Annotated in this window: 16 protein-coding genes; 8 read left to right on the top strand and 8 right to left on the bottom strand. The window is 63.8% G+C overall.

The annotated features are described in order from the left end of the window. Positions 1-1017 (top strand): type II secretion system F family protein, encoded by a 1017-nt coding sequence (locus NKI50_RS12805; protein ID WP_352483228.1) that lies wholly within the window; start codon positions 1-3, stop codon positions 1015-1017. 116 nt (positions 1018-1133) lie between these two features. Here the strand turns inward: NKI50_RS12805 and NKI50_RS12800 are convergent, their stop codons facing one another. Next, the gene (locus NKI50_RS12800) at positions 1134-1955 is read right to left on the bottom strand and encodes a tetratricopeptide repeat protein (RefSeq protein ID WP_023719528.1); all 822 of its coding nucleotides are present in this window, start codon (positions 1953-1955) and stop codon (positions 1134-1136) included. A 122-nt stretch (positions 1956-2077) separates the two neighbouring features. On the opposite strand from NKI50_RS12800, the gene NKI50_RS12795 reads away from it, so the two are divergent. From NKI50_RS12795 to pdeM, 5 genes are all read left to right on the top strand, one after another. After that, on the top strand, positions 2078-3445 hold the full coding sequence (locus NKI50_RS12795) for a leucyl aminopeptidase family protein (protein WP_352716700.1): 1368 nt from the start codon (positions 2078-2080) through the stop codon (positions 3443-3445). A 69-nt stretch (positions 3446-3514) separates the two neighbouring features. Beyond that, positions 3515-3865, top strand: a complete 351-nt coding sequence (locus tag NKI50_RS12790) for a MarR family winged helix-turn-helix transcriptional regulator (RefSeq protein ID WP_023719526.1) — start codon at positions 3515-3517, stop codon at positions 3863-3865. Positions 3866-3895: 30 nt separating this feature from the next. Further along, the gene (locus NKI50_RS12785) at positions 3896-4756 is read left to right on the top strand and encodes a C40 family peptidase (RefSeq protein WP_352483226.1); all 861 of its coding nucleotides are present in this window, start codon (positions 3896-3898) and stop codon (positions 4754-4756) included. A 67-nt stretch (positions 4757-4823) separates the two neighbouring features. After that, entirely contained in the window at positions 4824-7346 is a 2523-nt protein-coding gene (locus tag NKI50_RS12780) for a ligase-associated DNA damage response DEXH box helicase (RefSeq protein WP_352483225.1), read from the top strand. A 14-nt stretch (positions 7347-7360) separates the two neighbouring features. Next, complete coding sequence (pdeM, locus tag NKI50_RS12775) at positions 7361-8059, top strand: ligase-associated DNA damage response endonuclease PdeM (RefSeq protein WP_502895892.1); 699 nt, start codon at positions 7361-7363, stop codon at positions 8057-8059. A gap of 6 nt (positions 8060-8065) precedes the next feature. On the opposite strand, the gene NKI50_RS12770 is transcribed toward pdeM, so the two are convergent. The 3 genes from NKI50_RS12770 to NKI50_RS12760 are packed head-to-tail and all read right to left on the bottom strand — an operon-like array spanning position 8066 to position 12674. After that, a complete protein-coding gene (locus NKI50_RS12770; RefSeq protein ID WP_023719522.1) occupies positions 8066-9001 on the bottom strand; it encodes a dimethyl sulfoxide reductase anchor subunit family protein in 936 nt (311 codons plus the stop codon). 11 nt (positions 9002-9012) lie between these two features. Beyond that, positions 9013-9747 (bottom strand): 4Fe-4S dicluster domain-containing protein, encoded by a 735-nt coding sequence (locus tag NKI50_RS12765; protein ID WP_023719521.1) that lies wholly within the window; start codon positions 9745-9747, stop codon positions 9013-9015. Then, positions 9744-12674, bottom strand: a complete 2931-nt coding sequence (locus tag NKI50_RS12760) for a molybdopterin oxidoreductase family protein (RefSeq protein WP_023719520.1) — start codon at positions 12672-12674, stop codon at positions 9744-9746. The genes NKI50_RS12765 and NKI50_RS12760 overlap by 4 nt, the downstream gene beginning before the upstream one ends. A gap of 280 nt (positions 12675-12954) precedes the next feature. On the opposite strand from NKI50_RS12760, the gene NKI50_RS12755 reads away from it, so the two are divergent. Further along, the gene (locus NKI50_RS12755) at positions 12955-13857 is read left to right on the top strand and encodes a LysR substrate-binding domain-containing protein (protein ID WP_023719518.1); all 903 of its coding nucleotides are present in this window, start codon (positions 12955-12957) and stop codon (positions 13855-13857) included. Between the two features lie 5 nt (positions 13858-13862). Here the strand turns inward: NKI50_RS12755 and NKI50_RS12750 are convergent, their stop codons facing one another. The 4 genes from NKI50_RS12750 to NKI50_RS12735 form a co-directional block, all read right to left on the bottom strand. Beyond that, positions 13863-15119: an Hsp70 family protein gene (locus NKI50_RS12750; RefSeq protein WP_352483221.1), complete on the bottom strand. Its 1257-nt coding sequence runs from the start codon at positions 15117-15119 to the stop codon at positions 13863-13865. Between the two features lie 107 nt (positions 15120-15226). Beyond that, complete coding sequence (locus tag NKI50_RS12745) at positions 15227-16018, bottom strand: TIGR02186 family protein (protein ID WP_023719516.1); 792 nt, start codon at positions 16016-16018, stop codon at positions 15227-15229. Beyond that, on the bottom strand, positions 16018-16941 hold the full coding sequence (locus NKI50_RS12740) for a sulfite exporter TauE/SafE family protein (protein ID WP_023719515.1): 924 nt from the start codon (positions 16939-16941) through the stop codon (positions 16018-16020). Before NKI50_RS12740 ends, NKI50_RS12745 begins: the two co-directional genes overlap by 1 nt. A gap of 191 nt (positions 16942-17132) precedes the next feature. After that, positions 17133-20987 carry a peptidoglycan-binding protein gene (locus NKI50_RS12735; protein ID WP_352716697.1) on the bottom strand — a complete coding sequence of 1285 codons (3855 nt, stop codon included), beginning with the start codon at positions 20985-20987 and terminating at the stop codon, positions 17133-17135. Positions 20988-21537: 550 nt separating this feature from the next. Here NKI50_RS12735 and NKI50_RS12730 point away from each other — a divergent pair. Then, positions 21538-21999, top strand: coding sequence for a MerR family transcriptional regulator (locus NKI50_RS12730; RefSeq protein WP_023719513.1), 462 nt, complete (start codon positions 21538-21540; stop codon positions 21997-21999). The last annotated feature ends 123 nt before the right edge of the window (positions 22000-22122 follow it).

Genomic DNA, 22122 nt, shown 5'->3' with positions numbered 1-22122 from the left:
ATGACCGATCACGTCATCAGAACTCTCACCGACCCGTCCCTGCTGATCGCACTGCTGGTCGGCATCGCGGTGTTTGCGACGGTCTTCACGCTGCTGCCCGCCTTTGGCGGGAACCAGCTCAAGGCGCGCATGAAATCCGTTGCGCTGGAGCGCGATGAGCTGCGCGCCAAACAGCGCGCGCGGCTGGCAGTCGAAGCCGACCGCCGCCGCAAGGGCCTGCGCGAAGAGCAGTCGGTCGGCATGCGCAATATTGTCGATCGCCTGGATCTCAGGCGTGCGCTGGCGGACGAAGGTACCTTGCAGAAATTGAAAGTGGCGGGTTTTCGCGGCCAAAATCCGCTGACGCGCTTCCTTTTTTTCCGCCTCGTCCTGCCCTTCATCGGCTTTGCATTGGCGGCCATATATCTGTTCGTGCTTGGAGGACTGCCCGAGCAGCCGCTTTTCGTGAAGCTGTTCGTCTGCATCGTGGTTGCCTATGCGGGGTTCTACGCGCCGGTGCTCTACGTCAACAACCGTGCGACCAAGCGCAAGCAGTCGATTCAGATGGCGTGGCCGGACGCGCTCGACCTGTTGCTGATATGCGTCGAGTCCGGCATGTCGGTGGAAGCAGCGCTTCGCAAGGTCGCCGATGAGATCGGCGCGCAATCGGTGGCATTGGCGGAAGAATTCATCCTGACCAATGCCGAACTTTCCTATCTGCAGGAGCGCAAGCAGGCGTACGAGAACCTTGCAAGCCGCACTGGCCTCGAATCCGTCAGGTCGGTGTCCCAGGCGTTGGTTCAGGCCGAGCGCTACGGTACGCCCGTGGCGCATGCGCTGCGCGTGCTTGCCGCTGAGAGCCGCGACATGCGCATGAATGCCGCCGAGAAGAAGGCGGCCGCGCTGCCGCCGAAGCTTACCGTGCCGATGATCCTGTTCTTCCTGCCGGTGCTGTTCGCCATCATTCTGGGTCCCGCCGGCATCCAGGTGAGTCAGCGCGGCATCTTTGGCGACCAGCCGAAATCGAGCAGCCAGTAGCCCAAGCGGCGTCGCCACAAACGCTGCTACGATTCAAAGCCGCGCTGCCGGTGTCGCGCGGCTCCTTGCGTTTGACATGTTGCGGAATTCTCGCGCCGGTTCGGCGCTCGAAGCGGTCAGTTGGTGGCAGGCTTTGCCTTGTCCTGCTCCTTGAGCTGGCTCCAGGCATTCTGCTGCGCCAGCATCTGGCGAAGGTAAGCGACGTTGGCCTGCGCCTGTTCCGGCGACAGCTCTTGTGAGGCGATCTTCTCGGCCTCGTCGAAACGTCCTTGCAGACCGACGACCAGCGCTAGGTTCTGGCGGACGCGACTGTCGGCATTCGGCTGCTGGGCGGCCGAGCGCATATAGGTTTCGGCCGTGCGCAAATCGCCTTCCAGCACGTACGACATGCCGAGATTGGAAAGGATCGACGGTTCGTTCGGCTTGAGGTCCAGCGCCTTGCGATAGTCTTGACGCGCCTCGTCCTTTTGGCCGAGCTGGTCGAGAATGGCAGCTTCCGCCGATACAAGTTTCCAGTCAGGATATTCGGGCGTCTGTGCGCGGCGCACGGCATCGAGAGCTGGCTCGAACTGTCCGTTGGCGGCAAGCGCCTTGCCATAGGCGGCGAGCACGTCGCGGTCCTTCGGCAAGGCAATCGCCAGCTTGCGCATCACCGCAAGCGACTGGTCGGCGTCACCGTCCATCTGCAGCGCCGCGGCATAGTTTGTCGCGATCCGCTTGTCGTTGGGGCTTTTCGAGTAGGACTGCCCGAGCGCCATCGTGGCGTTGTGCAGTTCGCCCGCCGACATTGTTTCCAGCGGCTTGCCGCTTGGGCGAGAAATCGAGCCAGTCGTCAATTTGCTGGTTCCGCAGCCAGCGACGCTTGCGGCAAGCACCATCATCAACGCCGTGGTGATCAGCCTATTTGCGCTGGCGTTCATCCTGCGGTCGGTCGGCATCGGCACCAGGGCTCCGTTCATGCGCGTGACCATTTGCGTGGTCATCTTCCCTCCCGCAGAAATATTCTGTTAACCCTAACGGAGAGTTAAGAAATGCCGACTCAGAAGCCGGAGACCAGCGAATGCCTGTTGAACTCGTCGAGAAAAAATTGAGCAATGCGCTGCCGGTCCGTTTGGTGGCGAAGGATGCGCAGGCGGCGGCGGGCCTTGAGCCATCCTCAGTCGCCTGGGCCAAGGCCAACGGCTTTTCTGGCGAGGCCGGCAGGACGCTGGTTGTGCCTGGCGACAACGGCGCGATTGCCGGAGCCCTGTTCGGCACCGGCGACGACGAGGGTGCAATGGCCGTCGGGGCACTGGCGAGAGCCTTGCCCGAAGGCGAGTGGCGTCTTGCGTCCGCACCGGCCAAGCCGGAGCTTACGGCACTCGCGCTGGCACTCGGCGGCTATGTCTTCACCCGCTATGGCAAGAAGCCCGGCAGGACGCTTCGCTTCGCGCTGCCGTCCGGCGCCGACGCCGCTCGCGTCAGACGCATCGCCGATGGCGTTTTCCTGGCACGCGACCTGGTCAACACGCCGACCAGCGATATGGGTCCCGGCCAGCTGGAGAATGCCGCCCGGACCTTGGCCGCGACGCACAAGGCTGAAATATCGGTGACCAAGGGCGACGATCTTCTCGCCGCCAACTTTCCGATGATTCATGCCGTCGGTCGCGCTTCGGCCGACGCGCCGCGCCTGATCGACATGATTTGGGGGCCGAAGAATGCCCCCAAGATAACGCTGGTCGGCAAGGGCGTCTGCTTCGACACAGGCGGCCTCGACATCAAGCCGTCCTCGGGCATGCTTTTGATGAAGAAGGACATGGGCGGCGCTGCCAACGTGCTGGGCCTCGCTTCCATGATCATGGCCGCCGGGCTGAAGGTCCGGCTGCGCGTGCTCATCCCCGCTGTCGAGAATTCGATAGCCGGCAACGCCTTCCGTCCAGGCGATGTGCTGGTGAGCCGCAAAGGCATCACCGTCGAAATCGGCAACACCGACGCTGAAGGGCGGCTGGTCCTCGCCGACGCCTTAGCCTTGGCCGACGCCGAGGAGCCGCAGATGCTGGTCGATATGGCAACACTGACAGGCGCTGCCCGTGTTGCGCTCGGCCCCGACCTGCCGCCCTTCTACACCGGTGACGAGGCGCTTGCATCCGAGCTGGCGGACGCCTCCATTGCGGTCGAGGATCCGCTATGGCGCATGCCGTTGTGGAAGCCCTATGACGCCAAGCTGGCGTCGAAAATTGCCGATATCAACAACGTCACGTCGGATGGTCTCGCCGGCTCGATCACCGCGGCGCTATTCCTGAAGCGCTTCGTCCAAAAGACCGCCAGCTGGGCGCATTTCGACATCTTCGCCTGGAACCCGTCGGACCGCCCGCACGGCCTTGCCGGCGGCGAGGCGCAAGGCATCCGGGCGCTGGAGCGTGTCATTTCGAACCGCTTCGGCGGATGATGTCTCGGCATAGCCGACGAAGGTGTTGACTGAAACGGAACCGAAACAATTTTCCGTCATGCTGGACGGATGTCGATTATCATGCGTCCAAGTCAGGCCTTGCGACTGTGGCAGCAGGTGGTGCTGTCGCAGGTGCGCGACGACGCACCCGATCTCACCATGCGCCAGACGGCGATCCTGTTCACCATCTATCTCGATCCGCCGCCGCACACGGTGCGCGGTCTGGCTGCCCGCCTCAATGTCACCAAGCCGGTGATCACCCGTGCGCTCGACACGATGGGGGCGCTGAAGTTGGTGTCGCGCCACCGCGACGAGCTCGACAAGCGCAACGTGCTGGTCAGGCGCACAGTCGAAGGTGCGCTCTTTGTCGAACGCTTCGGCGATGTTATCATTGCCAGAGCCCAAGAGCTGCCGATTTGACCAAATTGTCCATTTGAACGAGTTGCCGATTTGACCGCCAGGGATGCCCGCCTCCATGCCTTCCGCTCCGATCTCGCCGATGCCAGGCTGAGAGGCGAGGTCGCCGCCGACCGGTTCGTCGCCGGCCGGCCGGCTCGCATCACCGCTTCCGTGGCCGACATCCGCAAGGCGCCACGGCCGAATGCCGGTGTCAACACACAGCTTCTGTTCGGCGATGACATTCTCGTCTTCGAGGACGCAGAAGGCTGGGCCTGGATCCAGGGCGAATGCGACGGCTATGTCGGCTATGTCGCCGACACGGCGTTGGGCGCTCGGGACCATGCGCCGACCCATATCGTTTCGGTGCCGCGCACCTTTCTCTATCCAGGACCCGACTTGCGCTTTCCGGTGAGCGGGCAATTGTCGATGGGATCATTGGTGACGGTGACGGGCTCAGCCGAAACACGCGGCACGCATTATGCGCTGTTGCCGTCCGGTCAAGCGGTCATCTCGGGTCATCTCAGGCCTGTCGCCGAGGCGGCCGCCGACTACGTTGCTGTTGCCGAGAGCTTTCTCGGCACGCCTTATTTGTGGGGCGGCGCCTCGGGCTTCGGCATCGACTGTTCCGGTCTCGTGCAATTGGCGATGCGCATGGCCGGCAGGCAGGTGCTGCGCGATTCCGACATGCAGGCGGCAACCATCGGCGAGCCGCTCGTTCCGGGGCCGGACTTTTCCGGGCTTCAGCGCGGCGACCTGGTGTTCTGGAAAGGCCACGTCGCTATCATGACCGACGCCGAGACGATAATCCACGCCAATGGCCACACCATGCTGGTATCGCGTGAAGGACTGAGCGAAGCGATCGCCCGTATCGGCTATCTCTATGGCGGTCCGACGGGGTTTCGCCGGCCGTAACGCGAATCGATCACCTTTTGTTCTGATTCTGCTTGGCGATCGCGCGCCGCCGCGCTACCTCTGACGCGTGACAGAGCAGCCGCGCCTTGCCGAACAGAAAGCCGCCGTCGTCCTGCCCGAGCCATTCGTCAAATGGTTTGCGGAAAAAGGCTGGTCGCCGCGCGCCCATCAGATCGAATTGCTGGCCAAGGCTCAGGGCGGGCAGTCGGTATTGCTGATCGCCCCGACCGGCGCCGGCAAGACGCTGGCCGGGTTCTTGCCATCGCTGACCGAACTGGCCGGCCGGCCAAGGAGAAGGCCAGGGCAGGCGCATCGCGGCATCCACACGCTGTACATCTCGCCGTTGAAGGCGCTGGCCGTCGACATCGAGCGCAATCTCGGCAAACCCGTCGAAGAGATCGGGCTGCCGGTTACTGTCGAGACGCGCACCGGCGATACGCCCGCACACAAGCGCCAGCGGCAGAAGCTGGCGCCGCCCGACATTCTGCTGACCACGCCCGAGCAATTGGCGTTGCTGATTGCCGCGCCCGACGCCAGGCGCTTCTTCGAGGACCTGCGCTATGTCGTACTCGACGAACTGCATTCGCTGGTGACCTCGAAGCGTGGGCACCTCCTGTCGCTTGGCCTGGCCCGGCTGCGCTCGTTTGTGCCCGCCCTGCAGATGATCGGCCTGTCGGCGACGGTCGCCGAGCCCGACGAATTGCGGCGCTGGCTGGTCAGCCAGAATCCACCGGGGCCGATGGCCGAACTGATCGTTGTCATTGGCGGCGCCAAGCCCGAGATCTCCATTCTCGATTCGGAGGAGCGCGTGCCGTGGGCGGGACATTCGGCCCGCTACGCAACGCCGGAGATCTACAACGAGATCAAGCGCCACAAGACAACCCTGCTGTTCGTCAACACGCGCAGCCAGGCGGAGCTGCTGTTCCAGGAGTTGTGGCGGGTCAACGAGGACACCTTGCCGATCGCGCTACACCATGGCTCGCTCGACGTCGCCCAGCGCCGGCGCGTCGAGAAAGCGATGGGCGAGAACGCCTTGCGTGCCATCGTCGCCACCTCGACGCTCGACCTCGGCATCGACTGGGGCGACGTCGACCTGGTCGTCCATGTCGGCGCGCCGAAAGGTGCCAGCCGGCTGGCACAGCGCATCGGTCGGGCCAACCACCGTATGGACGAGCCGTCGAAGGCGATCCTGATCCCGGCCAATCGCTTCGAGGTGCTGGAATGCAGGGCGGCGCTCGACGCCAATTATCTGGGCGCCCAGGATACGCCGCCGCTGGTCAATGGCGGGCTCGACGTGCTGGCGCAGCACGTGCTGGGCTGCGCCTGCGGTGCGCCGTTCCAGGCCGATGCGCTGTTCGAGGAAGTGCGAACGGCAGCACCCTATGCCGATCTCGACCGGCCGACATTCGATCGCGTCATCGATTTCGTCGCCACCGGCGGCTATGCGCTGAAGAACTACGAACGCTACGCCCGTATTCGTCTCAACAAGGACGGGCTGTGGCGGGTGTCCAATCCTCGCGTCGCTCAGCAATACCGGCTGAATGTCGGCACCATCATTGAAGTGCCGGCGCTCAACGTGCGCTACGTCCAGGCCGGCAGCAGAGGCGCGGCTTCGCGTGGCGGTCGGGTTCTTGGCAAGATCGAGGAGGCGTTCCTCGAAACGCTGACGCACGGCGACACCTTCATGTTCGCCGGCAAGGTGCTGCGCTTCGAGGGCATCCGCGAGAGTGAGTGCTTCGTCTCGAACGCGCCGGGCAGCGACGCCAAGGTGCCGTACTATGGCGGCGGCAAATTCCCACTTTCGACGTACCTAGCCGAACAGGTGCGCGCCATGCTGGACGATCCGCAGCGCTGGAAGAAGCTGCCGGAGCAGGTCGCCGACTGGCTACGTTTCCAGGCCGACAAGTCGGTGCTGCCGAAACGCGACGATCTGCTGATCGAGACCTTTCCGCGCGGCAACCGCTACTACCTGGTGGCCTATCCGTTCGAGGGCAGGCTGGCGCACCAGACGCTGGGCATGCTGCTGACCCGCCGCCTCGACAGGGCGGGAGCCAGGCCGCTCGGCTTCGTCGCCACCGATTATGCGCTTGCCATATGGTCGCTGGCCGATATGGGTCACATGTTCAGGGCGAAGAAACCGTCGCTGGCTGCGCTCTTCGATCAAGATATGCTGGGCGACGACCTCGAAGCCTGGCTCGCCGGCAGCTGGCTGTTGAAGCGCACCTTTCGCAATTGCGCGCTGATCTCGGGATTGATCGAGAAACGCCACCCGGGCCAGGAGAAGAGCGGCCGCCAGGTGACCGTGTCGACCGACCTCATCTACGACGTGCTGCGCAGCCATGAGCCCGACCACATCCTTTTGCAGGCGACGCGGGCCGATGCCGCGACCGGTCTGCTGGATGTCAGCAGACTTGCCGAGATGCTCTCGCGCGTCCAGGGTCGAATCATGCATAAGAATCTCGAGCAGATATCGCCGCTCGCCGTGCCGATCATGCTTGAGATCGGCAAGATGCCGGTGCACGGCGAGGCCGATGAGACGCTGCTGATGGATGCAGCCACGCTGGTCGAGGAGGCCATGGGGACGAAATGACTGTGGCGCTGGCAATGGCTGCGACTCTGGCGGATACGGGCGCCGTCCGTATCGCTGGCGAACGCGCGATCTGCGACCGCCGCGGCGTGCTCTATTTTCCCGAATTCCGGCTTCTGGCCGTATCCGACCTGCATCTGGAAAAAGGCTCCTCACTGGCCAGGCGCGGCACGCTGGTTCCGCCTTACGATACCGGCGCCACGCTGCTCCGGCTGCAGACGGTGATTGCCGATTATCAGCCTGCGATAGTCATCAGCCTGGGCGACAGTTTTCACGATGGCGGCGGCGCCGCGCGCATGCACGCAAGCTTTCGCGAAAGGCTGGAAGGGCTGATGGTTGGGCGCGACTGGTTCTGGGTCGCCGGCAATCATGACCCGGAAGCACCGGCCGACCTGCCGGGCGACACCGTGCGCGAGCTGGCCATCGGCTCTCTGCTCTTCCGGCACGAGCCTTCGGCGGTAAGGGTGGAGGGCGAGATATCAGGCCATCTGCATCCTTGCGCCCGCATCGTCCAGCAAGGCCGTTCGGTGCGGCGGCGCTGCTTTGCCGGCGATGGCGGCCGCATGATCATGCCGGCCTTCGGCGCCTACACCGGTTCGCTCAATCTCCTTGACCGCGCCTATGCCGGGCTGTTCCGCCGCGAAACGCTGATGGCCTATATGCTTGGCACTGAGCGCATCTTCGCGATTTCCCACTCGATGCTCAGGCCGGGCTGAGCTGCCCTATCGTCCGTAATAGAGGGTAACAGTGTGCTTGGCCTCGGCGAAGAACAGCCAGCGCTCCACCAGCATGCCGGCGAGTTGGGCGATTGCGGAGAGTATCGACGAAGCCGCCGCAAAGGGCCACGGCAAGGCAAACGCCGCAATCAGCAGCAAAGCGGGCAAGGCAAAGGCCAGAGCCTGGGTGATCAGCCGCAGCTTTGCGCTGTGCTTGCGTGCAATGCGAAAGCCCATTTCCTTGAGCAGATAGTTTTCCTCGGTATGCGGCCATTCCATCGACCGCACCGTGCCGCCGGAAAGCCCGGTTGCGGTGTTGGCATTGGTCGGGATCTCCAGCCTATCATTGTATCGCCAGGTCGCCAGCTTCAAACCCCAGCCAAGCGCGGTCAGCAACAGGGCAGCCGCCAGAAGCATATTCGAGCCTGCCGCAAATCCCTGCAGCAGGGCGTTGAGCAGTACGCTGCCGGTCATCGCCGAAAAGATCAGATAGCCGGGCAGGGTGAAGCGGCTGTGCCATTGGGCGATCGGCTTCAACGACGCGTAGATCATGCCGGTGGTGCAGACGGTTGCGACCGCGCCGATGGCAGCGAGCAGCCCGGCGACAGCCACCCAGCCGCTCGTACGGCCGAGGACCACCCAGCCAATACCGAACAGTCCCGCCGGCACGAAGGTGGCGACCGAGGCAACGCCTTCGCGCGACAGCCATGAGCTACGCCATTGCGAGAAGGCACGCCAGGCGCGTTCGGGCCGGCCGAGATGGCCGGCCGAGGACAGCAGGCCTGCCGAGATCAGGCCGAGCGACAGCCCCATGCCGGTGAGGCCAAGCCAGAAATCGGGCGGGATAAAGCCCTGTCCGGCCAACACGCCAAGCAGCGCGAGCAGGCCGTAACCGGCGCCCGTGGCGGTGGTGAAAAAGACGACGGAGAAGGCTGGATGCATGAAGGCGCGGGTCAGTTCGAAAGCATGCGGTCGACCCAGCCAAGGAAACCGCCTTCGGCTCGCATCGGCTGGAGCGCCTGTGCCGGCACCGATGCGGCGCGATTGGTGTGGGCGCGTGGCGGCAGATATTTGTTGGTCGGCCTGTAGCCCATCTCCGGCATCAGGTCGACACCGCCGCGCTCCGCCACCAGTTGCGAGATAGCCGATGCCGGATCGCCCAGATCGCCGAAATGCCGCGCGCTGGTCGGGCAGGCGGCAACGCAGGCCGGCACGCGGTCTTCCTCCGCCAGATTGTCGTTATAGATGCGGTCGACGCACAGCGTACATTTCTTCATCACGCCGACATCCGTGTCGAATTCGCGCGCGCCGTAGGGGCAGGCCCAGCTGCACAATTTACAGCCGATGCATTTGTCCTCGTCGACCAGCACGATGCCATCCGACGCCCGTTTGTAGGAGGCGCCGGTCGGGCAGACCGTGACGCACGCCGGTGTCTCGCAGTGCAGGCAGGAGCGCGGGAAATTGACCGTGCGCCCACCCATCTCGGTCATGTGCTCATAACTGTGCACGCGGTTGAACCAGACGCCGTCGACATTGCCGCCATAGGGGTCGATGTCGGTTAGCGGCGCCATATGGCCGCCGGTGTTCCATTCCTTGCAGGCGGTGACGCAGGCCTGGCAACCAACGCAGGTGTCGAGGTCGATGACCAGGCCGAGCTTTTTGTCGGTGTGGGCGGGAAGGCAAGTCATTCGGCAGCTTCTCTCTCCCGACGGAATTCGGCGCCGAAACTGAGCTTGTCGGGCGAGGGCTCGAAGTGTGGCGGCTGCCGGAACCGCTCGAATTGCGGCTCGGTGAAGCCAGCTTCCTCGGCCGCGCATTTGACGATGCGCACGCGCAGGTCGAACCATGCCGCCTGGCCGGTGACAGGATCGGAATTCGAATAGCGTTTGCCATTCGCATCGGCAGAGGTCTGGTCGCCGATGATGTGGTTGAGCAGGAAGCCGCGATTGGATTCGGCCGCGTCATCCTTGAGCCCCCAGCTGCCGCGCCGTTTGCCGATCGCGTTCCAGGTCCACACCGTATCGGCGTTGACGCCGTCGATCAGGCTGATCTGCCCCTTGACCTTGCCGTTGATGCTCTCGATCCACACCCAGTCGTCATCGACAAGCCCGAGGCTGGCGGCGGTCCGATTGTGCACGAACAGCCGGTTCTGGCTGGTGATCTGCCTTAGCCACGCATTCTGCGCGCCCCAGGAATGGTACATGTGCATCGGCCGCTGCGTCAGCGCGTGGAGCGGATAGGCTTGGCTATCGACTGCAGCCTCTTCGAAGGGCGCGTACCAGAACGGCAGCGGATCCATATAGGTCTCGATACGGCTGCGCTCCGCCTCCGGCGGCAGCACCCCGCCATGGCCGCGCGCCGCAAGGCGAAAGCGCTGCATCGGCTCGGAATAGAGTTGGAAGACGATCGGCTCGGCCTTCGGGATGAAGCCCATGCTCTCGGCGAATTCGAGATAGGAGCGGTTGGCCATCTTGTAGTAGCGCTGATCGGCGGCGAAATCCTGGTGCCAGAAGCCGCCATTATCGATGTAGCGCTGCAACTGGTCGGGATTGACGTCGCCCTTGCCGACCGAGGCCCCGTCCTTGCCGCGCCAGCCGGCGAGCGGACCGACACCTGGCGTGCGCTCGTGATTGACGATGTAGTCGGGATAGTCGCGGTATTTGGCGGAACCATCGTCGTCGACGAAGCCGGGCAGGCTGAGCCGCGCGCCGAGTTCGATCAGCACCGTCTGGAACGGCCTGACGTCGCGATCCGGCTCGACGACGGGATGGCGGATGGCGTCGCCCGGCCCGTCGGCGTGGCTGATCGGCCGATCGAGCAAACTGATACAGTCATGACGCTCGAGATAGGTCGTGTCCGGCAGCACCAGATCGGCAAAAGGTACGGTCTCGGAATAATAAGCGTCGGAATAGATGATGAACGGGATCGTGTACTCACCCGACGCATCAATATCGGTCAGCATGGCCATCGTCTCGACGGTATTCATCGACGAGTTCCAAGCCATGTTGGACATGTACATGAACAGAGTGTCGATCGTGTAGGGATCGCCGGCCCAGGCGTTACGGATAACCGTGTGCATGAGCCCGTGTGCGGCCAGCGGCGCATCCCAGGAGTAGGCCTTGTCGATACGGATCGGTTTGCCGCCTTCGTCGATCAGCAGGTCCCCCGGTCCGCAGACAAAACCGAGCGGCATGCCCTCGAGCGGCGTCATCGGCTTCACATTCTTGCCGGCTGGCTTCGGACCCGGCGGTGCAGACCGTGGATAAGGCGGTTTGAAGCGAAAGCCGCCCGGCACGTCCACCGTGCCGAGAAGCACCTGAAGCAGATGAATGGCGCGGCAAGAGTGAAAACCGTTCGAATGGGCCGAGATGCCGCGCATCGCATGCATCGACACCGGTCGGCCCTTGATGGTCTCGTGCCGGCGGCCGGCCCAGTCCGTCCACGCCACCGGCAATTCGATTTGCTGTTCGAAGGCGACATGAGCGAGTTCGGCGGCGATCCTGCGGATGGTATCGGCGGAGATGCCGCACCGGTCAGTGACCGCCTCGGGTGAATAGCTCTCATCCAGATAGCGGTCGGCGACGAGTTGGAAGACCGGCACGCAACGGCGGCCGTCGACGAGAAAGCTGCCGGTCAGTGCGGGCTTCGCGTCGGCGTCACTGGCATTGACTGGCATCTTTGCCACCCTGTCCCAAGCCAGCGGATTGCCGTCGCCGTCGCGCATGAACAGCCCATCATCGGCAGCACCAGGCTCTTGAATGACGAGAAGATGGGCGTTGGTGTAGCGCAAGAGGTAGTCGAGATCGACACGGCCGGCCTTAAGCAATTCGTGGACGAGCGCAAACACGAACAGGCCGTCGGTACCGGGCCGGATGCCGATCCAGTCGTCGGCAATCGCGTTGTAGCCGGTGCGGCAGGGATTGATCGAGACCACCTTGGCGCCGCGTGCCTTGAGCTTGCCGAGACCGATCTTGATCGGATTGGAATCATGATCCTCGGCAACCCCGAACAGCATGAAGTATTTGGTGTTGTCCCAGTCGGGCTCGCCGAACTCCCAGAACGAGCCGCCGATCGTGTAGAGGCCGCCGGCCGCCATATTGACCGAGCAGAAGCCGCCATGGGCGGCAAAGTTCGGTGTGCCGAACTGGCTCGCCCACCAGCCGGTCAGCGATTGCGACTGGTCGCGCCCGGTGAACAAGGCGAGTTTCTTCGGATCGGTTCGGCGGATATTCGAAAGCCGCTTCGTCGCGATCGACAAAGCTTCCTCCCACTCGATCTCGCGGAACTCACCCGAGCCGCGCGGGCCGGTGCGCAGCAGCGGCTTCTTCAGCCGAGCCGGGCTGTAGTGCTGCATGATGCCGGCGCTGCCCTTGCCGCACAGCACGCCACGGTTGACCGGATGGTCCTTGTTGCCGTTGATGTAGCGGACTTTGCCGTCCTTGATGTGGACGTCGATGCCGCAGCGGCAGGCGCACATATAGCAGGTGGTCTTGGCGATGCTGTCGGAGACATCAGGCGAAGTATCGACGCCGTCGCCTTCGGCGGGCGCGCGCGTATCGGCAAGCGGCCGTTGGGATGGTGCTGAGTTGGCGCCGCGCAGCGGTTTGTTGGTCATGATCCGGCGATGTTGTTGCGTTCCGCGGCCTTGGCTCTCGTCTTCGGGCCTGGGCCGCGCATGTAATGCTGTTCCGGCCGATAGCGTTCACCGACGAGCCGCCACCGCAGGCTGCGGGTCCAGTGCGTAAACACGGATTTGAACAGCCTAACCAATTTCTACCCTCGACTGTTCTGGCGCGACTTTTTTCCAATTTCGGGCTAAAATTTAGAACAAAGCAATCAATCTGTCTAACAACTTGCTCTTGTAATTCCAATCGGATTTGCTTCTTAATGCTGGCATGACTCTGGACCAATTGCGGATCTTCGTCGCCGTCGCCGAACGGGCGCACATGACCAAAGCGGCCGACTTGTTAGGCATTTCACAGTCGGCCGCGTCCGCCGCCATCCGCTCGCTCGAACAGCAGCACGGCGTGCAGTTGTTCAACCGAGTGGGCCGCAATATCGAGCTCGCCGAGACCGGACGCCGGTTCCTGCCGGAGGCCAAGGCGGTTCTCGAGCGGGCGGCGGCCGCCCACAACGTGCTGGAGCATGTCTCGCAGACGATATCAGGCAGTCTCTCGATCGCTGCCAGCCAGACCATCGCCAGCTATTGGCTGCCGCGCCGGCTCGCTTCTTTCCACGAAGCCTATCCTGCCGTCAGGCTGAGCGTGAGCATTGGCAACACCAGGCAGGTCGAGACCAATGTACTTGATGGCGCAGCCGATTTTGGCCTGGTCGAGGGGCGCACCGAATCCGACATTTTGCGGCGTGCCAAGGTCGATATCGATCGCATGATGCTGGTCGTGGCGCGCTCGCACCCTGAGATCGCGGAAGTTTCGCCTGGGCATCCCGACCTTGGCGGGCTTCGCTGGATCATTCGCGAAGGCGGGTCGGGCACGCGCGAGGCGCTGGAGGACCTTGCCCGACGCGACGGGATTTCGTTCGCGGACCTACAGATATTCCTGGTATTGCCGAGCAATGAGGCTATTCGCCAGGCGGTCGAGGCCGGCGCCGGCGCCAGCATCATTTCGGAACTCGTCGTCGCGCGCGCGGTCGCCGAAGGCAGTCTGCGTTCCGTGCCGATCGATCTGCCGAAGCGCGAATTTGCCATGATCACGCATCGCGACCGGCAGCCAAGCCTGGCCCAGATGGCGCTCAAGGCGCATCTCGGCGGCAAAGCTGAGAGAGCCGCGCCGCTTTAAGCCGATCAGGCGAACTTCCGCTGTGCGTCGAGCGCCAGCCCAAGCCCGACTGAGCCGAACACATCGCCTTCGATAACCGACGCCTGCGGCACCAGAGCCAGGATCTGCTGCCTGGCCAGCGGGATCGCGGTCGATCCGCCGGTCAGGAACACCGCCGTGATGTCGGAGGGCTTCACCTGCGCGTCGCGGACGGTCTGCTCGACGGTACCTGCAACGCGCTCAATATCCCGAGCGATAGTGGCTTCGAGACCTTCGCGCGTGATCTCTGCCGTGAACCTCACCTCCGGTAGCGCGACCTCGATACCGGCCGACGATCGATCCGTCAGCTCGATCTTGGCCCTTTCGACCAGCGCCGCTAGCGCGTGGCCGTAACGATGCTCGACGATGTGGATGAAGCGGTCGACCAGGTCTGCGCGCTCTGCCTCGTAGCGGATCTGGCGAAGATGCGTCATCGCCCTTGCGGTATAGACCAGGTTGATGCGCTGCCATGTCGCCAGGTCGATGAAGTAGCTCGCCGGCAGATTGCGCTTGCCATCCTTAGTCGACGTCAGATAGCCGAGCTGCGGCATCACATGGGCGATGCTCAGCAGCCGATCGAAGTCGGTGCCGCCGATGTGGATGCCGCGGCTGGCCAGGATGTCGTCCTTGCGGTCGAGCGAGCGGGCGCGCTCGGGCGAGACCCGCACGATCGAGAAATCGGACGTGCCGCCGCCCATGTCGATGATCAGCGCCAGTTCCTCGCGCGTCACCTTCTGTTCGTAGTCGAGTGCCGCCGCGATCGGCTCGAATTGGAAGGCGATGTGCTTGAAGCCCTGAGCGCGAGCGGCATTTTCGAGTTCGTGCTCGGCCTCGGCGTCGGCCCCGGCGTCGTCGTCTACGAACTGTACCGGCCGTCCGATTACGACGCTTTCGACTGTGTCGAGGGCGTTTTCTTCGAGCTTCTTTTTCAGGTGGCCGACAAATAGGCTGACAATTTCCATGAAGCCGATCGAGCGCGCCTTGATGCGCGTCTTTTCGTGAGCGAGCGAGCTGCCGAGAACGCTCTTCAGCGAGCGCATCAGGCGGCCTTCGATACTGTCCGTATAGTTGGCGATGGCGCGTCGCCCGAAATAGGTGCGGTTGTCCTCGAAATTGAAGAACACCGCACTGGGCAGAGTGACTTGGCCGTCTTCCAAGGCCACCAGCCGCGGCTGCCCGTTCCTGACCACGCTCACGGTGGAATTCGAAGTGCCGAAGTCGATACCGGCAAATGCTGGTCGCATCGTGCGTTCCTATATTCTGATTTGGGGAGCAGCAGCTCGTGCCCGGTCGGACCGGGGATCGCGGTCTAGCCCATACCCTCGGAAAGGGAAACCACTTTTACGAGAGTTCAGTCTTTCCTGAAGACCAGTCTTCCGAGCCAGCCTGTCAGCATGGCCAGCGATACGGCAAAGACACCGTAGAGGAAGGAGTAGTCGTGGGCGACGCGGAAGATCGACTGTTCGAAACCGGACTTGCGGATTTCGAGCTGGGCGGAGCTTTCCTTGATGAACAGGCCGCTCTTGAACAGGAAGGCGCGCGCCTTGTGGGTGCCGACCGGAACGTTGGGAGCGAGCCTGACGGTGGCGCGGAACAGGTTCTGCGACAGGAACTGCACACCGCCGACATTCTCGCTGTAGAGGCCTGTTGCCGCCTTGCGCTCGCGCAGCGCGGCGGTGAACTCCTCGATTGTCGCCGGGCTGTCCTCGGCGTCGGCCGGCTGCAAATAGAGGTTGGAGGCGCCAAGCGACAGCTGCTTGTAGCTGTTCGGATCGGTGACGTCCTGCAGCGGTCGCGTCGTCGCCACAGAATAGGAGACAGGTACGTTTTCGAAGGTCTCCGACTCCAGATTGACCCAGACGCCGAGCACCCGGTCCTTGCGGCGCACGACGACCGGTCGGGCCGGGCCTTCCAGCACAACGATCACGTCGTAGCGCCCTTGCCGTGCGACAAGCGGATCGGCATTTTCCAGCGATCCGAAGATGGTCAGGTCGGCGCCGGAAAAGCCGGCGGTAATCGAGACATTGTCGGTGGAAAGGCCGATCTGGATGTTTTCGGTTAGTGGCGTCTGTGCCTTCGCCGCTGACGCCGCGGCCAGCAGCGACAGCAAGGCGGCGGCCGCGAGCGTCCTCAAGCCAGCCATCAGCTCAGGCCCACGCCGGACAGCGAATAGAGATTGGGAGGCGTGACGAAAAGATCGATGGCGAGCCGGATGGCGACCGCCAGCACAAGCAGCGCCAGCAGCGCCCTGAGTTGTTCGCCCCGCAGCCTCTGACCGGCCTTGGCGCCATATTGTGCGCCGGCGACGCCGCCTGCCATCAACAGGAAGGCGAGCATGACGTCGACCGTCTGGTTGGTGGTGGCGTGGACCAGCGTGGTGTAAGCCGAGGTGAAGATGATCTGGAACAGCGAGGTGCCGATGACGACGTTGGTCGGCACTTTCAAAAGGTAGATCAGGGCCGGCACCATGATGAAGCCGCCGCCGACGCCCATGATCGACGATAGGAAGCCAATCGCCGCGCCCAGCCCAAGCACCGGAATGACGCTGACGAAGAGCTTCGAGGCCCTGAACCGCATCTTCAGCGGCAGGCGGTGGATCCAGTTGTGCTGGCCGGATTTCTTCAACACCGGTGCGGCGCCGCTGCGGGTGACGCGCAGCGCATTGATACTCTCGACCAGCATCAGCCCGCCGACAGTGCCGAGCAGCACGACGTAGAGCAGCGAGATGAACAGATCGAGCTGGCCGAGTCGGCGCAGGAACGCAAAGACATAGATGCCGCCGGTCGAGCCGACGATGCCGCCGGCCAAAAGCACGCCGCCGAGCTTGAAGTCGAGCGTGCCGCGCTTCATGTGCGACAGGGCGCCGGAGAAGGAGGAAGCGATGACCTGGTTGGCGCCGGTGGCGACCGCAATCGCGGGCGGTATGTTGTAGAAGATCAGCAGCGGCGTGATGAGAAAGCCGCCGCCCACGCCGAACATGCCCGACAGGAAACCCACCGCTGCGCCCATGGCCAGCAGCACGAAGACGTTAACGGAAATTTCCGCGATCGGGAGATAGATGCCCACCCGTCAGTCTCGATCAGTTTGCCTCCTGGCGAATGCAACCGTTGCGGGCATTTTGCGCCAGAAGGCTATCTCGTTCTTGCGCCGGCCGGGCGGTGAAGTCAAACTTCGTCGCACCGCCGAAACAAAAAACAACTCAATCAGTTAACAGGCAAATCTGTGGCAAGGGCGTCGCGGAAACGACGCATCCGCCGTTATTTGCGCGCGAGCAACGCCTTGACCAGCTTTTCGTCGATCGCGCCGGTTGCCTTCATGTCGTTGTCGGTCTGGAAGGCCATGATCGCGTTCTTGGTTTTCCGGCCCATCATGCCGTCGGGATTGCCGGCCTCGTAGCCGTTCTTGTTGAGGATGCGCTGGATGTTCTGGACCGCTTTCTTCATGTCGATGCCGGCCGTCGTCTGCGGTGTGCCGTCCTGCCACGATTCAGGAATGTCGGCCGAATTGGCGGCTGGATCGAGCGGCTTGGCCTTCCACAGCTCGGCCGCGGCACGCGTACGCTCCAGCTGCTCGGGTCTCAGGGCTTTGGCGATCTCGTCGCGCTTGGCCGCCGCATCCTTGTCGCCGGTCTTGGCGACGAGCGCGAACCATTTGTAGCTCTCCTCGAGGTTCTGCTTCATGCCGACGCCCTTCGCCGCAAGGATGCCGAGATTGAACTGGCTGTCCTTGACGCCGAGGTCCGCCGCCGCCTGGAACCAGCGCGCTGCCGATTCATTGTCGGTCACGCCATCCGCCGCCATCGCAAACAGCACGGCCAGATTGTGCATGGCGCTGGCGTTGCCCTGCTCTGCGGCAAGCTGGTACCAGGTCTTCGCTTTTTTGATGTCGCGTGCGACGCCGATGCCCTTCTCGTAGAAATTGCCGATGCGGTATTCTGCCGGTGCGAAACCGAGATCGGCAGCTTTCTCGTACCATTTGGCCGCCGCTGCCATGTCTTCCTTGACGCCGCGCGACTCGGCGTAGCGCGAGCCGATCTCGAACAGTGCCTTGGCGTCGCCGCCGGCCGCTGCATCGCGCAGGGCGGCCGGACCGACACCGGCCGGAACCTCGATCTTGGCAACGCTTGCCGCGGCAGCATCTGCCGGCGGCACCGTGCCCGTCGTGTCCTGCGTCGCAGCTGTGGTGGTAGCAGGCGCGGCAGCCATTGGCTCGGCGTCGCTGGCCGTCGCCGCTGCCGGTGCGGGCACTGCGGCCGTGGCGTCTGGCGCCGCCATGTCAGGGGCTGCCGCGGGGGCTGTCGATGCCTCGGTTGCCGGTGTGGCGGGGCCGGTTTGCGCCGCCGTGTCGTCCTTGGTCGTCGCTGCGGACGGCTCTGCCTGCCTGACGATGGAGGACGGCGCGCTATCCTGCGCTGCCGTCTGCGCGTCCGCCTTCGGTTCGCTGGCAACGCTGGCCAATGCAGTCTCCACCGGCTGTGCGGCCACAGCCGGCGCCGCGTCATTGTTGGCGACTTCGACCGGATCGGAGAAGAAGGCTTTGCCCAGTTGCAGGCCGGCAAGCGCCAGCATGATGGCAATTGCCCCCATCAGGATCGGCTTGCGCCGCGCCTTGAGCAGGTCGCCTATCCTGAGCGCCTTGACCGGGCCTTTCATCGTCGACTGGCGCTTAAGGGCGTCCGCCTCGGCGGCCGCCGCTTGCGCAGCCCGTCTGGCTGCCGCGATGAAGTCCGATTTCGCCGCTTCGGCGCCGCCTTCGCGGGCCGGCTGCCCGCGCTCGTCGCGCACACGTTTCATGATGGCGCTGAGGTCGGGGGCGCCGGAGCCGGGTTCCAATGGCCGATTGGCGACCTTGGGGTCGAGCGGCTCGTCCAGATCGACGCTCGGTATTTCGACGCTCGACGCCGAGCCGGCAAGCGGCGGCATCTCGGCCTCCTTCTTGCCCTTCAAGGCGCGCGCCAGCCCGCCTAACATCGATTTCCTGCCGCCGCCGTGCTCGGTTTTTTCATGCGTCGTGTCTGAACCGAGGGCCGCCAGGGCGGCTGCCGCGGCCGCCTCGGCCGGCGTACGCGGACCTGGCTCGTCGCGCACGAGCGCCGCGGTGCGACCGTCCAGATCGGCCATGTTGCCCGTTAACGGCAGCGGCTGGTCGATGTCCATCGACGGTGCGTCCTGCACCGAGATCTTGGATGCCCGGCCGAAGCGTTTGCTCAACTCTGCGCTTGCCGGTTCGCCGGTCTCCAGTGAACCTAGCCTGTCAACAATCTTGAGCAGCGTGTCGTGGATAGCCTCGAACGTCCTTGAATTGCGCTCGTCCGAACGGCGCGTCAGCGCCTCGAGCGTCTTCAGGTCCTGGGCGAGGCCGGTAACGGCCGCCGTGTTGGCGCTTGATCCGGCCAGCGAGCGGACGGCGCTCTCGGCCGCCTCGCGCGCCGCGCCGAGGATGGAATCGCGGGTTCCGGCCAGCGACTTCTCGATCTCGTTGAGGCGCGGGCTGATGTCGTCGAATTCCGGCAGCGGCGTGCCGGGCTTGGAAAGATGCGCCGTCAGGCCCGCGACCTGCGCTTCGAGGCTGCGGATCAACGCCGGGTCGATGCTGGCGACCTGTGCCGCGGACGAATCCAGCCGGCTTGAAATGTCTTCGAGCCGGCTCTCCAGGCCGCGGATCGCCGCCTCGCTGGCGGGATCTGGAACGCGCGTCTCCATCCGCTTGGCCAGCGCGGTGAAGCGGGCGTCGATGGCATCCATGATGCCGGCGCTGTCGACCTGCGGCATGCGCTGATCCAGCCTGTCGGCGACTTCGTCCAACCGGCGCTCAAGGTCGCGAAACAGCATGTTGCCTTGTTCGATGGCGTCGCCCTGGCGACGTTCCATCATGCTGGACAGCACCTCGAAGCGCTGCTCGAGCCCCTGGAAGATGTAGTCGGCGTCGGGCATGGCAGGTGCATGGTCGATCTTGTCGGCGATAAGCGCGACTTGCCTGGCAAGGCGCTCCATAGCTTGTTCCGGCAGATTGGCTCGGCCGGCCAGCTCATCCACGCGGCTCGACAATGTGTTGAGACGGTCGATGACCTCCCGGCCCGGACGATCCTGCGACACTTCTTCGATTTGCTGGGCCAGTGAATCGATCCGCTTCTCGATGCGTTCGAAGGGCTCGGGGTCGAACGAATTGGCTTGCGCGGCAACCGTCGAGGCGACGATCGCGCGGGAAATCTCGTCGAGCCGCTCGTCGATCTGACTGAATGTGTCGCTGCCGCGATTGTCCTGCTGGCGGGCGAAATGGTCGACCGCTCCGGCAAGCATGCGGACCTTTTCCTCCAGCGAGCGCAGCGACAGCGATTCCGGCAGATTGCTGACGGCATTGCTGATCTGTTCGAGCCGCTCGGTCAGCGCCGACAGGCCGGGCGCGTCGGAGCGCTTGCGCTGATCGGCGTCGACGCGGTCCTCGAAGGCGCTCCAGCGGCGGTCGAAATCGTCCCAGCGGCGGCCCACTGCCTGCACGCTCTCGTCGCGCGCCAGCGTATCGAGAGCTGCCTTGACCTGCTCAAGCTCGAGCCGCAACATATTGACGCTTCTGTCGTCGCTTTTTTCGGCCAGCGTCTGGATGGCGCCGGAAAGCCGCTCGAATTCGACGCCGAGTTCGGCGCTGCCCTTGCCGCCGCCATTTGACTGGTAGGCTCGCTCGATATTCTTGCGCAGTGCGTCGAACTCGCGTTGCAGGCCGGAGGTCATCTGCTGGCGAAGCTCTTCGCGCAGGCCGCGCAATTCGCCAGCGATCTTGCCGGCTAGGGCGACGCCGTCCTCCTGGCCGCGCACCCGGTCGATATCGCGGGCGATCGCCTGGTAGTTCTGGTCGACGGCCGCCGCTGGACCTTTCGGCCGCTGCGCGTCGCGTGGGTCCTCGTACCGGCGCTGCTGGCCATAGGGTTGGGCACTAGGATAGCGCGGTTCTGCCGCTGGTCGGCGTGGACCGGGATGGCTTGCAGTCTCCTCGCGCGTCCGCTCCAGTCGCTGCTCCAGCGTTTCCAGGGAACGGTTGAGCTCTTCAAGCGTCGTGTGCGGCCTGCGCTGCCTGCCGGCGTTGAGTGTATCGAGGTAGGACCGCTTGCTGTTCATCAATGCGCCCGTTTCAGAATTGCTGGCTTTCACCAGGTTCCCAAAGTCCTGCCGGGACGAACGCGACTGCTTGGCTTGTTGCAGTGGAAGACGAGCTTCCCGGGTCTTACCCGCGCTCCGAAAAACCGTGAAAAATTCAATACAGGATAAACACGGGTAACCGACATGCGCACATTTCGCCTCAACGTGGTAAACAACGCGTTAACCAAGCTTAAGAAGTTGCAACTTTGTCGACTGGCTGCGGACGGCGCCGGGTGTCTTTTTGGACGCACAAAAGACGCTGTAGAGTTTTGATCAGCCGCATGATCGCTCCCGAAATCGGCCACGACTTTTAGGTTATCCACCGGCGCTGCGGCATAAAGTTCCAAGCCCAGAACGCTCTTGCGTCGTAAGGCGGCTATCGATATAGCATTGACGTAAACGTAAACGAGCGGATTACGCCGTTTGTGATTTGTTTGTTGAAACCACGAGTGGAAGCACGCCCCCGCTTTCACTCAGGCGACGCAAGGTCCGCGACCGCGACGCCACCAGACGGGGAAAGCCAGTGACCATGAAACTTATTTCGCCCGGCCAAGCCGCGGCCAATACCAACGATATGTCGAGCGAAGCCGGTGAAGAGCTTGTCCGCATCGGCGAAATGGCCAAGAAATACGGAGTGACGCTGCGCACGCTGCGTTTCTATGAGGACAAGGGTCTACTCAACCCGCAGCGTGACGGCTCAACCCGTCTCTATACACGCCGCGACAGGGCCCGGCTGAAACTGATCTTGCTCGGCCGCAAGGTCGGGTTCTCGCTGCGTGATGTCAAGCAGATGATGGACCTCTACGATCCGAACGGCTCCAACACCAAGCAGTTGCGGTTGGCGCTCGACAAGTCGGAGAAGCAGCTTGCCCGCCTGCAGAAGCAGCGGGCGTTGATCGATGACGCCATCAGCGAACTGAGTGCCTCGATGTCGACCGTCCGGCAAATGCTGATCGAGCGCTCGGCGCCGCAGGCCAGCGTGGCGAGCTAAACTAAACCTGCCGATTTCTGACGAATGAGAACCGGGGGGGGGGGGGGGGGGGGGGGGGGGGGGGGGGGGGGGGGGGGGGGGGGGGGGGGGGGGGGGGGGGGGGGGGATGGTGGGGGGGGGGCT

The sequence above is a fragment of the Mesorhizobium sp. M0563 genome, from assembly GCF_040321065.1.
GTDB lineage: Bacteria > Pseudomonadota > Alphaproteobacteria > Rhizobiales > Rhizobiaceae > Mesorhizobium.
The sequence above is the reverse complement of the archived record's forward strand: the minus strand, read 5'-3'. Positions and strand labels throughout refer to the sequence as shown.